This window comes from Rossellomorea aquimaris, from assembly GCF_000935355.1.
Taxonomy (GTDB): domain Bacteria; phylum Bacillota; class Bacilli; order Bacillales; family Bacillaceae_B; genus Rossellomorea; species Rossellomorea aquimaris_B.
This window is the reverse complement of the sequence record NZ_JXZC01000001.1, coordinates 1,243,190-1,257,670: the sequence shown is the minus strand read 5'-3', so window position 1 is coordinate 1,257,670 and position 14,481 is coordinate 1,243,190. Positions and strand designations below refer to the sequence as shown.

12 protein-coding genes are annotated in these 14,481 nt (G+C 43.3%); 10 read left to right on the top strand and 2 right to left on the bottom strand.

All coding sequences use genetic code 11. The features are described from left to right. Window positions 1–13 precede the first annotated feature (13 nt). Window positions 14–148: a protein YhfH gene (yhfH, locus tag TV75_RS21395; protein WP_079533738.1), complete on the bottom strand. Its 135-nt coding sequence runs from the start codon at window positions 146–148 to the stop codon at window positions 14–16. A gap of 195 nt (window positions 149–343) precedes the next feature. Between yhfH and TV75_RS06275 the strand changes: the two genes are divergently transcribed. The 4 genes from TV75_RS06275 (at window position 344) to TV75_RS06260 (ending at window position 6,336) form a co-directional block, all read left to right on the top strand. Next, entirely contained in the window at window positions 344–1,078 is a 735-nt protein-coding gene (locus tag TV75_RS06275) for an MBL fold metallo-hydrolase (RefSeq protein ID WP_044337769.1), read from the top strand. A gap of 11 nt (window positions 1,079–1,089) precedes the next feature. Further along, window positions 1,090–2,076, top strand: a complete 987-nt coding sequence (locus tag TV75_RS06270; protein ID WP_044337768.1) for a lipoate--protein ligase — start codon at window positions 1,090–1,092, stop codon at window positions 2,074–2,076. Between the two features lie 152 nt (window positions 2,077–2,228). Further along, window positions 2,229–4,631, top strand: coding sequence for a M14 family zinc carboxypeptidase (locus TV75_RS06265; RefSeq protein ID WP_044337767.1), 2,403 nt, complete (start codon window positions 2,229–2,231; stop codon window positions 4,629–4,631). Window positions 4,632–4,779: 148 nt separating this feature from the next. Continuing rightward, window positions 4,780–6,336 (top strand): fatty acid--CoA ligase family protein, encoded by a 1,557-nt coding sequence (locus tag TV75_RS06260; protein ID WP_044337766.1) that lies wholly within the window; start codon window positions 4,780–4,782, stop codon window positions 6,334–6,336. A 41-nt stretch (window positions 6,337–6,377) separates the two neighbouring features. Here the strand turns inward: TV75_RS06260 and TV75_RS22175 are convergent, their stop codons facing one another. Beyond that, window positions 6,378–6,710, bottom strand: coding sequence for a hypothetical protein (locus tag TV75_RS22175; protein WP_052504435.1), 333 nt, complete (start codon window positions 6,708–6,710; stop codon window positions 6,378–6,380). A 152-nt stretch (window positions 6,711–6,862) separates the two neighbouring features. Here TV75_RS22175 and TV75_RS06250 point away from each other — a divergent pair, with 152 nt between their 5' ends. The 6 genes from TV75_RS06250 (at window position 6,863) to TV75_RS06225 (ending at window position 14,443) form a co-directional block, all read left to right on the top strand. Next, on the top strand, window positions 6,863–7,639 hold the full coding sequence (locus tag TV75_RS06250) for an enoyl-CoA hydratase-related protein (RefSeq protein ID WP_044337765.1): 777 nt from the start codon (window positions 6,863–6,865) through the stop codon (window positions 7,637–7,639). 232 nt (window positions 7,640–7,871) lie between these two features. After that, on the top strand, window positions 7,872–9,308 hold the full coding sequence (locus tag TV75_RS06245; protein ID WP_052504434.1) for a serine hydrolase domain-containing protein: 1,437 nt from the start codon (window positions 7,872–7,874) through the stop codon (window positions 9,306–9,308). A gap of 170 nt (window positions 9,309–9,478) precedes the next feature. Continuing rightward, a complete protein-coding gene (dcuS, locus tag TV75_RS06240; protein WP_044337764.1) occupies window positions 9,479–11,077 on the top strand; it encodes a DcuS/MalK family sensor histidine kinase in 1,599 nt (532 codons plus the stop codon). Next, window positions 11,070–11,777 (top strand): response regulator, encoded by a 708-nt coding sequence (locus tag TV75_RS06235; RefSeq protein ID WP_044337763.1) that lies wholly within the window; start codon window positions 11,070–11,072, stop codon window positions 11,775–11,777. The genes dcuS and TV75_RS06235 overlap by 8 nt, the downstream gene beginning before the upstream one ends. A 123-nt stretch (window positions 11,778–11,900) precedes the next feature. Then, a complete protein-coding gene (locus TV75_RS06230) occupies window positions 11,901–13,091 on the top strand; it encodes an NAD(P)-dependent malic enzyme (RefSeq protein WP_044337762.1) in 1,191 nt (396 codons plus the stop codon). A gap of 29 nt (window positions 13,092–13,120) precedes the next feature. Beyond that, complete coding sequence (locus TV75_RS06225) at window positions 13,121–14,443, top strand: 2-hydroxycarboxylate transporter family protein (protein ID WP_044337761.1); 1,323 nt, start codon at window positions 13,121–13,123, stop codon at window positions 14,441–14,443. Window positions 14,444–14,481: the final 38 nt, after the last annotated feature.

The window sequence follows — 14,481 nt, the reverse complement described above, 5'->3', positions numbered from 1 at the left end:
TGATTTTTAATACTTAATACTCGTAATCAGTCGTACATTTCTCGCAATAAATGCCGTAGCATTCATGCTGTTCTTCAATTGTATCTCCACACTGTGCACAAGACTTAGGCGGCAAATTTCGAAAGAACTCCACAATATTTTTTACCATGTTAATCACCCTCCGTAAATTTGTTTTCACCCATCAATTGTTCGTGTTATATAACTGATGTGTTAATTTATTTTATTGTATTATAACAGTATGAACTTCGTCAACAATTAATTCAAAAATAGGCGAAAAAAATGAAAAAATAGGCACAATGAAGTATAGTAAGGGTACAAACTAAAGTGAAGGGCGAGGTTCAAATTGAAGCTAACCGTTATTGGCCAATGGGGCGGCTATCCGAAGGCAGGAGAAGCGAGCACCGGGTATTTACTTGAACATAATGGCTTTAAACTGCTTATTGACTGTGGCAGTGGTGTACTATCCCATCTGCAACATCACGTAGAGGCGACAGATTTAGATGCGGTCCTTCTGTCCCACTATCATCCAGATCATGTAGCTGATATAGGTGTACTACAACACGCATTATTGATTCAATACTTCCTGGGGAAAAATAAAGGTACATTACCTGTATATGCCCATAGAGAGGATCAACGGGGTTACGATACGATTACATATAAAGATTTAATGAAAGCTCACGAATATAAGGAAGATACATCATTATCGATTGGTCCTTTTACGGTAACATTTGTGAAGGCCAAGCATCCCGTGCCATGCTATGGAATGAGAATCGAAGCAGACGGCAAATCGCTGTTCTATACAGCAGACTCGGCTTTTAAACAGTCATTTGTTCCATTTGGGAAAGATGCAGATGTACTGCTCTGTGAATGTAATTTTTATGGAGGGATGGATGCCTCGAATGCTGGTCACATGACGAGTCTCGACGCAGGGAATCTTGCTCAGAAAACCAATGCCGGAATGCTCATTCTCACACATTTACCTCACTTCGGCGAACTGGAGCAATTGGTAACAGAAGCGAAAACCATGTATAACGGCGAGGTATTATTAGCGAAGAAAGATATGGAAATAGATATTTAGGAGGAAGAAAGATGTTATTTATCGATAATAAAGGGATTACGGATCCAAGGATCAATCTTGCTATTGAAGAATATGCACTGAAGAACTTAGATATTAATGAGAGTTATTTATTATTTTATATTAATGAACCTTCCATCATTATCGGGAAGAACCAAAATACGATCGAAGAGATTAATACAGACTACGTGGAGAAGCAAGGTCTCCATGTCGTTCGCCGCCTTTCCGGCGGGGGAGCGGTCTATCACGATTTAGGAAACCTGAATTTCAGCTTCATCACGAAAGATGACGGAGAGAGCTTCCACAACTTCAAAAAATTCACTGAACCCGTTGTAACCGCCCTACATAGGCTGGGGGTGAAGGCGGAGCTTAGCGGACGGAACGATATTATCGCAGAAGGCAGAAAGATTTCCGGTAACGCCCAGTTCTCCACTAAAGGCCGGATGTTCAGCCACGGAACGCTCCTGTTCGATTCCGAAATGGAAAACGTCGTGTCGGCTCTACGGGTGAAAAAGGACAAGATTGAATCAAAAGGGATCAAATCGATCCGAAGCCGTGTGGCCAACATTTCTGAATTCCTGTCAGAAAAAATGACCATCGAACAATTCCGTTCAACCCTTCTGGATTATATTTTTGACGGCAGCGACGTAGAAGAATATGTCCTGACGGAAGAAGATTGGAAGAACATCCATGAGCTTTCTAAGGAACGCTATCAGAACTGGGATTGGAACTACGGAAAATCACCGAAATTCAATCTTCAGCATTCTCACCGCTTCCCGGTCGGATCCATTGACGTTCGTCTAGAAGTGAACAAAGGGAAAATTGATAACTGTAAAATTTTTGGTGATTTCTTCGGAGTCGGGAATGTAGAAGACATCGAAGAAAAGCTGATAGGCACCCGCTACGAACGAAAAGACATTGCTGGATCACTGGAAGGTGTTGACATTCAACACTATTTCGGAAATGTGACGAAGGATGAATTTGTGGATTTGGTGTATTAATATAAAAGAGAGAGCTTCCTGGTTTAGGAAAGCTCTCTCTTTTCGTCTCGACTAGGAAAATCCTCCCAATCAAAATATAGGACTAAATATTTATGTACCGTTATGAATATTTATTCTATCATTATACTATTACATAATTTGGAGGTACATATATGAAGCAGAAGATTATTGCAGGAATTGCCAGTTTTACTCTACTATCCACCACACCATTCAACGTTTTAGCAGAATCTCCTCAAACGACGATTCAAAGTACTCAACTCGATGAGAAAGATAAAAGCTTATTTAATAGTGAGCACTATGACTTTGTGAAGTACTCTGAGATTGAAGGGAAGCTTGATGCGATCGCACAGGAAAGCAATCGTGTGACGGTCGAGAAGAGCGAAACAAAATCGGCAGCAGGTCATGACATGTATGTAGTGACCGTCTCGGATGCGAAAGCGAAAGGGAAGTATGGTTACTATAAAGGTCTGCGTAAAAAAATGATCCAGTCCCCTGAAAAAGCACAGGACTTTATCGATAAGCACCCAGATCTGAAGGTCCCTGTCATGATCAATGCATCCATCCATGGAACAGAATTTGTTGGAACCGATGCAGCTCTTCAATTAATCGAGCGCTTCGCCACAGAAAATGACGAACAAACGATGGGGATCCTTGAGGATAATATCCTGATCTTCAATGTTGTGGCGAACCCGGATGGGCGGATTGATGCTACACGTTTCAACGGGAATGGCATTGACTTGAACCGTGACTTTATCACGCAATCTCAACCTGAAACAGAGCATATGGTTGACCTGATCACGGAATGGAACCCGATGGTGTTTCTTGACCTGCATGGTTATGTGAGAGGATACGGCGGACCGACGAAACCAGGTCTTATTGAGCCTTGTACGCCTCCTCATAATCCAAACTATGAATATGATCTGTATTCGAAGTGGGCATTGAATCAAGCAGAGGCGATGGAATCCAGTATCGTGTCGAATAAAGAAAACTATGAAAATACTCATACGGATTCGTCAAAAGTAGATTATCAGAATATGGAAGGGACTTATATCCCGCAACGTGATGATTCAGCAGGCTGGGATGATTATCCGCCGATCTTCACTCCAATGTATGCCATGTACCACGGGGCATATGGGTATACACTTGAAGCACCGACCAATGATTGGGACGGGGTTCAATGGACATATGATGCCGTGATGGGTGCACTGGGCTATGCGAGCGAAAACAAAGTGGATATGGTTAAAGATCAGATCGAAGTCTTTAAACGCGGTGTACAGTTCGACCACCCGTTTCATAAGGAAGGCCATTTCCCATCTGCCTATATTCTGCCAAATGATGAGCAGGATCAAACGGCTACTGTGAAGGCCGTTCAGCATCTTCAAGATAATGATATTGTCGTAGAAGAGGCTCAGAAGAATTTCACCTTTGATGGCGTGACGTATCCGAAAGGAACGTATATCGTACCGATGGATCAAGCGAAAGCCGGCCTTGCGAACACGATGCTTTGGGACGGTGAAGACATCACTGAAGATACACCGAGTATGTATGATATCTCTGCATGGAATCTTCCTGAATTATGGGGCTTCGATGCAGTGGAAGTAAGCAGTGACACTGAACTGAATGTTAAATCGAAACAAGTAAGAGCACTTAATGAGAGTGGAGACGTCATTGGGGACGGACCATATGCGATCCCGAATACCTCCGTGGAATCGATAGCGATTGCCAATCAATTATTAAATAGCGGACACACTCTTCACAGAGGTGAAGATGGAACAATGTATGCAGGAGCAGACGCAAAAGCAAAACTTTCCGACCTGGTGAAAAATACTGCTGTCACGGTTTCTTCCCAATCTGTGCCTGCTGGAGCGAAAGAAATTACGTCCCAGCATGTGACGCTCTTAAAAGATGGGGGAATGAACAAAGCTCAATCCCACTCTGGAACGAAGCTGGCACTTGAACGTCTTGGCTTCACGGTGGAAGAAAAGACTCCCGGACAGGTAGCAGAAGAGGGTCTGGGTTCAACGGATGTGTTTATTTATAACGGGCGATCAAACCTCATTTCCTATCAAAATAGTGTGGCCAATTCGGAATTCGGATTGAAGGATGCAGCACAATACGAAGCATTCAAAGCGAATGTGGAAGGTTTTGTAGCGGATGGCGGACAATATCTTGCCGTGGGTGCAGGTGCATCCCAAGCTACGACAAAGCTTGGATTAAGTGATGTGAAAGTGGAAACAGGCAGCTCCAACAGCAACGGAATCGTCCAATTATCCCACACGGATTCTACTTACACAGCCGGTTACGAGACAGAAGACCTTGGATTTGTTTATCAACCGACATGGTACTCAAACACAGGAAGTGCAGACATTCTATCAAGCTATCAAAACAGCAGTGAATTCTTCCTGGCCGGACATTGGAAAAGCAGTGAAGCGGCTCAAGGTAAGCCCGTTATCGTGAAGGATGAAAATGTATTATTGATCGGACTCGAGCCAACATTCCGGGATCATACGGATTATCTGTTCAGACTCGTTTCAAATGCAATTTTTGCACAATAAGAAAATGGAAGAGCCGTCCAATTTGGGCGGCTTTTTTCTATAAGATACTTGTATTAATACTATTCTTTATATAGAATATATTTTGAATACTTTTAATAGTTTGATGAATGACCATTCATTCAGTTTATCTAAAAGGGGAGGGATACAATTGAATATCGCAACACGGTTAGACCAAATCGCTCAAGAGAAAGCAGATAAAACAGCCTATCATTTCTTAAATACCTCAAGTACATACGGGCAATTAAATGCAGCTGTATCGAAATTTGCAAGCGGCTTAGAGCAATTGGGTCTGAAAAAAGGGGATCACATCGCGCTTGTATTAGGAAATTCACCACATTTCGTCATTGGATTATACGGGGCATTACGAATGGGGTTAAAGGTAATACCAATCAATCCGATCTACACACCGGATGAAATTGGCTACATCCTGAAAAATGGTGACGTGAAAGCTATCGTCACACTTGATCTGCTTGTACCATTAATCGAAAAGATGCAGCATCTTATATCTGATGTGGAGCACTTCATCCTATGTGAATCAGGGGATGAAAGAGCTAGTGATATCGACTTAGAAAAGATTTCTCTCGCTTATCCAAAAATGAAATCGTTTACAGCTGTTCTTGGTAAGGGAGACCCTGCGTTTAAGGGGGGGGAAGTGGATGAAAATGAGGTAGCCATCATCCTTTACACTTCCGGGACGACAGGAAAACCAAAAGGCGCCATGCTGACGCATAAAAATATTTATTCCAATGCAACCGATGTCGGCAGCTATTTACGAATGAATGAAGACGATCGCGTCATCACAGCACTGCCAATGTTCCATGTATTCTGTTTGACAGTGGTACTGAATGCGCCATTGATGACAGGTGCGACACTTTTAATCGTTCCACGCTTCAGTCCAAAAGACATTTTTGAACTGTCCAAAGCCTATCAGCCAACCGTATTTGCCGGTGTACCAACCATGTACAACTTCCTGTACCAGTATCCAGAAGGAAATCCAGAAGATCTATCAACTCTCCGTCTCTGTATTTCAGGCGGCGCTTCCCTGCCGGTGGCCTTACTAAAGAACTTTGAAAAGAAATTCAACGTCATGATTTCTGAAGGCTATGGCCTATCCGAAGCATCACCTGTGACATGTTTCAATCCATTAGACCGTCCGAGGAAACCGGGCTCCATCGGAACTTCGATTATGAACCTGGAGAATAAAGTCGTCGATGAACTGGGAGAAGAAGTACCAGTCGGACAAGTCGGCGAATTGATCGTCAAAGGTCCTAATGTCATGAAGGGTTATTACAAAATGGAAGAAGAAACAGCCGCGACGATCCGTGATGGCTGGTTATACACCGGAGATCTTGCCCGCGTAGATGAAGAAGGCTACTTCTATATTGTCGATCGAAAAAAAGAGCTGATTATTGTTGGAGGATACAACGTCTATCCACGTGAAGTAGAGGAAGTGCTATACAATCATCCTGGAATCGTTGAAGCAGCGGTCATCGGTGTACCACATCCCGAACTGGGTGAAGCCGTCAGCAGCTATGTTGTGAAAAGCGAGCCATCCTTAACCGAACAGGAAGTGCTGGATTACTGTAAAGAGCATCTGGCGAAATACAAACTTCCAACTTCCATCGAGTTCATTGATGAGCTTCCGAAAAATACAACTGGGAAAATTTTAAGAAGAGCGCTGAAAGAACAAGTGCTTCAATCATAAAAAAAGAAGATGTTCAGTGGATACTGAGCATCTTTTTTACGTTATTTCATCGCCTTGCTAGCCTGTAAAAGCTTTGATTCACCTTTCTCCCACGTTTCTACCTGCTCGATCGCCTGTTCGGGTGTGAATCCCTGCCCTACCAGTACACCTGACAAAATGAACTCCTGGAAGAGATGGGTAAGGTTGATGCCTTCTTCCACTTCAGACAGGGCACGGGTGACCAGAGGCTGAATATACTCAACCCATTGATCGGGAAGACTTTTGGTTTCGCGGTAGTAGTTGTGCAGCCAGGCAATTTCATTTGCATATTGGTTCGAATAGGAATTCACCTGTTGATGCTGAAGGTAAGGGTTTTGATTTGAAGGATCATACAAAAGAAATACAGCTCCTTTATGGGTAGATGTCACATTTAGTCTATGCATTCAACCGTGAAGTGTTCAGCTCCATTAAAAAAATGAAAGGGTTTTCTCGGTTTGTGTCGAATGATACATAGGGAGGAAACACTTAAACAAAGGGGAGAACTAACATGGAATCCATCTTACTAGAACAAAAAGGCAATGTCGCCACTGTAACCATCAACCGATCTGAGGCAATGAACGCCTTTAATTACGATACCCTGAACGAACTCCAGCAGGTAGTCGAAGCACTCCGCATCAACCCGGACGTCAGAGTCGTCATCTTCACGGGAAGCGGGGAGAAAGCCTTCTCGGTTGGAGCCGATCTAAAAGAACGCAAAACCCTTACCGAACAACAAGTCATCCGCAATGTTTACAAAATCGGCGAAGTCTTCCAATCCGTCGCCACCCTTCCACAACCGACCATCGCCGCGATGAACGGCTACGCATTCGGCGGAGGAATGGAGCTGGCACTGGCATGCGATTTCAGAATCGCAGTAGCAGGCACCACAATGGGACTGACCGAAACGAGCCTGGCCATCATCCCGGGAGCAGGCGGAACCCAGCGCCTTCCACGATTAGTAGGGGAATCCAAAGCACTTGAACTTATTCTGACGGCTAAGCGATTAACTTCAGAAGAAGCCTTGGACATCGGACTCGTTACAAGAGTAGTAGAAAAAGAGAATTTCCTGGGGGAAGTCCATGCATTTGTGGAACCGATGCTGGTAAATGGCCCGATTGCCCTGCAGCAGGCTAAATTTGCCGTGAAGAATGGTATGAATGTAGACCTCCAAACCGGATTGCAGATTGAGAGAAAAGCATATGAGATTACCATTCCTACGGAAGACCGGGTGGAGGCTTTATTGGCGTTCAGTCAAAAGCGGAAGCCGGAGTTTAAGGGGAAGTAAGTGGGTTAGTCCATAATCGGGGCCAGTTCCAAAATTCCAAAGATCAAATTTCTCAAGTATATCACAGAGAAATTTGATCTTTTTATATTCAAAAGTTCTTAGATAAACGATTACACCTCAAGTCTTACCTTAAGGTAGTCCCTAAGCCGTTAGAGAGAATAATCATTTAATGGTAATTTTATGTAAATGGTATATGAAATTCGATGACGGATTAAGTGAGGGGATCTAGGGTTTGAGAAAAGTACTGATAGCTATATGCTTGTTTTGCCTCGTTTTTTTTTCTTTTCAGTTCCCTGCAAGGGCAGAGAATGATAGTCAAATAGAACTCTTAGAAAGATTTATGAATGAATCCATGGAGAAGTATGGAATTCCCGGGGCTTCTTTAGCGATTATTCAAAATGGAGAGCTCATGTTTCAAGAAAGTTGGGGGGAACAAAGGAAAGGGACTCCTGTCACAAAGGATACCCTGTTTACGATTGGTTCTATCAGCAAGCCTTTAACCAGCCTTGCTATCATGAGGTTAGTTGATGATAAGATGATTGAACTTGATCAGGAGATTGATCGGTATTTGCCTGCCTTTCATTACGATAGAAATGGTTTTGATAAGAAAATCACCATTAGGCACCTATTAACACATACAAGTGGAATCAGTTCATATGACGGGTTGGATGTTGCAGATCGTAATCTGCGAGGGGAAAATGCAATAAATGTTGCGGTTCAAAATCTGAATAATGTTCATTTGAATTATGAACCAGGGGAAGTGCATCAATACAGTGCTGCGAATTATTTGCTTTTAGGAAGAATCATAGAGAATGTCACAAACCAAACATTTTCGGAATTTATGGATGATGAGATATTCAGCGAGATTGGGATGAGTCGGACTGTATCGGATTTTGAATCTGCGAAAGAGTTAGGATATCAGCCTGGCTATCAATCTTGGTTTGGAAAGCCCGTGAAAAGCAGAGGTATTTTTGATGATAGTGGGGCCCCATATGGTTACATGGTCTCAACAACGGGTGATATGTCAAAGTTCATTAAAATTCTGCTCGATGGTGATAAGATCTTATCTAAGGATTCATTCAATACTTATACTTCACCTCATTATCATAGAAAAGAAGATATGTATTATGGACTGGGCTGGAGAATCTCTACAGAGGTTGATAATTCTTATTATTTTCACGGCGGAGAAACACCTGATTCCCGGGCTGAATTATTCATTAATCCCCAACAAGACTATGGATTTATCCTACTCACAAACAAAAATAACTTCTCTGAAGTCCTTTCCACCGTTAGGATGAGGGAAGGAATCAAAATGATTGTGGAAGAGGGAAAGTCCCCGAAAGTTCAGCAGTTGAACCATCACATGCAATGGAGCACTTTTATAGTAACTCTTTTTCTTCTGCTATTGTCATCCTGGAACTTATATCGACTAATAAAGAAAACCAAAATTAAGTCGAAGGTATGGATATTCATTGGAGTGCTATCTATACTGTTATCAATTATTATGATTCCACTTATAATCTATCTGTTCAACTCTCCTTGGAATACAATCAATCTATATGCACCTGCTATTGCTATCCTCATCAAGGTTTTAGTTGGTATACTGGCAACGAATGGAGTTCTATTGTTATTTGTTGTTTATTTCAAAAAAAGTTCAGTTGGTGATTGAAGGATAATACCTGTAAGCAGAATGTATTACTCAGCTAGAAGAAACGATTTAACAAATATATTTTAACCAAGAGGTTCCAACTCGGAGCCTCTTTTTCATATGGCCCTTTTTAAACACCAGAAATCATGTAAAATAAAGAATCATACTAAAAAAACACTGGAGTGACTCCTGTGAAAAAGAAACAGCTTAAACTAAGTACCATCATCATTCTCTTCGTGTGCATCGTTGTCCTGGTGTCCCTTGTGATGACCGACTTGCTTATCTCCAGGACAATCAATGACAACATTGAGTCCAATATTGAAGAAAAGGCGAAAATCGTTTCCCGGACGGTCTCTCATTCCACGATTGTGAAGAGCGGTTTAGAAGGGAAAGGTGAAGATCGAATTCAAGAATACACCCAAGATATCCAGAAATCAGCAGAGGTTCTGTTTGTAGTGGTCATGGATATGGAAGGGATACGTAAATCTCACCCTGATCCCGACCGTATCGGAAAGCATTTTGTCGGCGGGGATGAGAAAGATGTGCTTCAAGGGAAGGAAACATTGTCTATTTCAGAGGGGACTTTGGGCAAATCCGTCAGGGCGTTTTCTCCTGTCTTTAACGATGAAAATCAACAGATTGGGGCTGTTGCAGTTGGGATTTCCCTGGGTAGTGTGGAGGAAGCATTGACCATGAGTCACCGGAATATATTAGTGGGATCCATGATCGGGATTATTGTTGGAGTCATTGGGGCGGTTATTATAGCCAGATACATAAAGAAAACTTTATTTGGGTTGGAGCCGATTACGATAGCGAAAATATTGGAAGAGCGGAATACGATGCTCCAGTCGGTACATGAGGGAGTGGTGGCCGTCAATAAAGATACGACCATCTCATTAGTGAATAAATCTGCCCTGAAAATATTTAATAAAGCGGGCCTAAGCTCGGATCCGATTGGAATGCCCATTAAAGAATACATGTCACACACCCGGTTGGAAAGAGTCATCGCTACGGGGAAACCGGAGCTTGACGAGGAGCAGACGATCAATGGGGTATCTATCCTGGTAAACCGTGTCCCGTTAATCGTCAATGATGAAGTAGTCGGGGCAATCTCCACCTTCAGGGACAAAACGGAAGTGAATCAATTAGCTGAGCAGTTAACGGGTGTGAAATCGTATGCGGAAGCGCTCCGTGCCCAATCGCATGAATTTATGAATAAGATGCATGTGATTCTTGGGTTGGTGAAGATGAAGGATTATAATCATTTAAATCGTTACGTGAAAGAGCTTGTTTCCTTACGTGTCGATGAAGTGAGCACGGTGACGTCGAAAGTGAAGGATCCTGCCTTGGCTGGTTTTATAATGGGAAAACTGAGCTATGCAAGGGAAAAGAACGTTGCATTGACCATTGAATGTCACGACTTTATCCCGGAACCCAAAGATCCTTCTGTTACACATGAACTGATTACAGTGATTGGAAACCTATTGGATAATAGTGTTGAAGCAACGACAAATAGTCATGAAAAGGAAGTGCTGATGGAGCTATACTATCAGGACGAGCGATTTGAAATGGTCGTGACGGATACAGGAGAAGGAATACCGAATGAAATGATAGAGGAGATCTTCACCAAAGGATACTCTTCTAAGGGGGAAGGAAGAGGATACGGACTCTTCTTAGTGAAAGATAGTCTCGGTAAACTGAATGGGACGCTTCACATTGAATCAAAGGTAGGCTCGGGGACGACGATGATTGTTCAAGCTTCATATAAGGGGGGGAAGAAGGGTGATTAATGTATTGATCGTGGAAGATGATCCGATGGTGGCCCGGTTTAATCAAAGGTATCTGGAAGAGATCAAAGGGTTTCAATTAATCGGAATTTCGAATTCGATTGAAGATGCCTTGGGGAAAGTAAATGAGTATAAGATTGACCTGATTTTATTGGATGTTTATATGCCTGGGAAACGAAACGGGATGGATTTATTAGGGCAGATACGCAAGGAACAGCTGGAGACAGATGTCATCCTCATCACTGCGGCATCGGAAGTCGATAACATCCAGAGCGCCCTTCGCATGGGGGTAGTGGACTACTTGATCAAGCCTTTTGAATTTGACCGGTTTAAAAAAGCATTGACGACTTATCGGGAGAGTAATCGTATGCTTCAAAAGCAATCTACCATCGACCAGAGTGAATTGGATTTACTTTTACTTAGGGATGTACAAGCCGGGGAGAAGGCACCCCTTCCAAAAGGGTTGACGAGCAGTACATTATCATCTATCTACGATGAGATTATGAGTTTTGAAGGAGAGTCGTTTTCAACAGATGATATCGCAGACGTGACGTCCATTTCACGGGTGTCGATCAGAAAGTACCTCAGGTTTTTGAAAGATATCGGCGTCGTGGATGAAACTCTGATCTATGGTATTGGACGGCCCGTCTATCAATATACAAGGAACAAACTGAATAGTTCACGCATTCAAAGTTATTTGTAAGCAGCCCACCCGGCTGCTTTTTTTAATTTCAAAAGTCAACCAATAGTTTCATAATCTATGAAAAGGTAAAGCGTTTTCATATGATAGGTACACATTGTAAGCGATTACGTTAGGAGCGATTGGATGACTCGAAAGAATTTAAAGGAAGAAGCATTATCCATACATGAATCCCATGCAGGGAAAATTGAAGTGGTGAGTAAGATTGATATTTCATCTGAAGAAGATCTTAGTCTTGTCTATACACCGGGGGTCGCGGATGTATGTAAGACGATAGCCGAGGATCCCAGGCAGGCCAATACGCTGACATCGAAAGGAAACATGGTGGCCATCGTTACAGACGGTACAGCTGTATTGGGTCTTGGTGATATCGGTCCGGAAGCCGCGATCCCGGTCATGGAAGGGAAAAGCATGTTGTTTAAGAAGTTCGGTGGCATAGATGCATTCCCCCTTAGTTTGGATACGAAGGATGTAGATGAAATCGTCACGATCATTAAAGCCTTGTCGCCTTCTTTTGGAGGGATCAATCTGGAGGATATTTCAGCGCCTCGCTGCTTTGAAATTGAAAACCGGTTAAAGAAAGAGTTGGATATTCCGGTTTTCCATGATGACCAGCATGGTACAGCCATTGTCGTTCTAGGCGCATTAGTCAATGCGCTGAAGGTCGTAAACAAATCATATAAGAAAGTGAAAATTGTCATCAATGGTGCAGGGGCAGCTGGAATCGCGATTGCGGAACTCCTTTTATTCGCAGGTTATGAAGATATTACTCTCGTAAGTTTGGAAGGTGTCCTGTGCAGTGGTGAGAAATGGATGAATACTACCCAGGAGGATATCTCCTCACGCACCAACCTGTTAGGGGTGCGGGGTGAATTATCCGATGCGATAAAAGGGGCTGATGTATTTATCGGTGTATCCGGACCTGGAGCCCTCAAGAAAGAGTATATTAAAACGATGAATGAGCAGCCGATTGTGTTTGCCATGGCTAATCCCATTCCAGAAATTTATCCGGAGGAAGCACTGGAAGCAGGCGCAGCGGTAGTGGGGACAGGGAGATCGGATTATCCGAATCAGGTCAATAATCTTCTTGCTTTTCCAGGGATTTTCAGGGGGGCTCTAGATGCGAATGCAAAGGACATCACAATGGAAATGAAAGTGGCCGCTTCCTATGCCATAGCCGATGTGGTCAGCTCTTCTGAATTGAATCCTCAATATATTATTCCGAAGGCGCTTGATCCCCGTGTGGCAGAAAAAGTAGGGGAGTCCGTTCGGAAGATTGCATCCAAGACAAGCAAAACAAACAGTTCAGTTTCATAATGATTAATATTACAAAGGGGATGAACAATATGGGACAAGCAGCATCAACACTTCCATATAAAAATGAAAAAACAAAAGAGAATGTGACGCTTACGAAAGATCGATCGCTTCAGATTTTCAATATGCCGATCCTTTGGTTCCTGGTCTTTACGGGCATCACGCTTGCAAGCTTGTATACGGGGAACCTTCCAGGGGGTATGATCGGAAGTCTTCTCGTCATGATGGTCCTCGGTGAATTATTTGGATGGATAGGAGATCGTACGCCGATCGTGAAAACGTTCCTCGGCGGGGGAGCGATCATTGCGATCTTTGGATCTGCTTTTATGGTTTATGCAGGATTACTTCCAAAAGCCACCGTCACGTCCATGACGGACTTCATGAAATCAGGCGGATTTTTAAATTTCTATATTGCTGCATTAATCACGGGAAGTATTTTAGGAATGAATTCAAAGGTTTTGGTTAAAGTGGGACTGCGCTATTTCCTGCCGATTTTCGGAGCGGTAGCCGGTGCTGTGATTGTAGCAGGAATCTTTGGGTCTCTTGTCGGGTTTACCCTTCAAGAAGCCATCCTCGTCATTACCATGCCCATCATGGGTGGTGGAATGGGAGCGGGAGCCGTTCCCATGAGTCAAATCTATTCCGAGATGATGGGGAATGAGCCGAGCTATTATATTTCCATGCTCGTGCCGGCACTGGCATTAGGGAATGTATTTGCCATCATTTTAGCATCGGTTCTTGATATTATCGGAAAAAAAGTACCTTCCCTAAGCGGAAACGGTCAGCTTATGAAAGGCTTTACCTACGAAAAAACAAAGCAGAAGTATAACATAGAGAAGATGGGGGTGGGCTTACTCGCTGCCCTGACATTCTTCACGGTTGGAACATTGCTGGGATCCGTCCTTCCCCTTCATCCATATGCCATCATGATCATTCTTGTGGCTGCGGCAAAGATCTCTAACATGATACCTCAAAATGTCGTAGAGGGAGCCAGTCAGTGGTATCAATTTGTAGCAAGCAACTGGACGTTCGCTTTATTATTCGGGATCGGTGTCGCGTACACAGACTTAGATACCGTTCTTGCTGCGTTGACTCTGCAATATATCTTGACCGTATTCGGAGTTGTATTGGGGGCGATCATCGGAGCGGCTATCCTTGGGAAAGTCGTTGGATTTTACCCGATTGAAGCAGCGATCACCGCGGGACTTTGCATGGCCAATATGGGAGGAACAGGAGATGTTGCCGTGTTGTCAGCATCGAAACGAATGGAACTCATGCCTTTCGCTCAAATCTCTTCCCGATTAGGCGGCGCATTGATCCTGTTGTTGGCCGGATTAATCATCCCGCTCTTGTAAATATGGTACACTTAGGCTTGACTCTTGTAGTCAAGCCT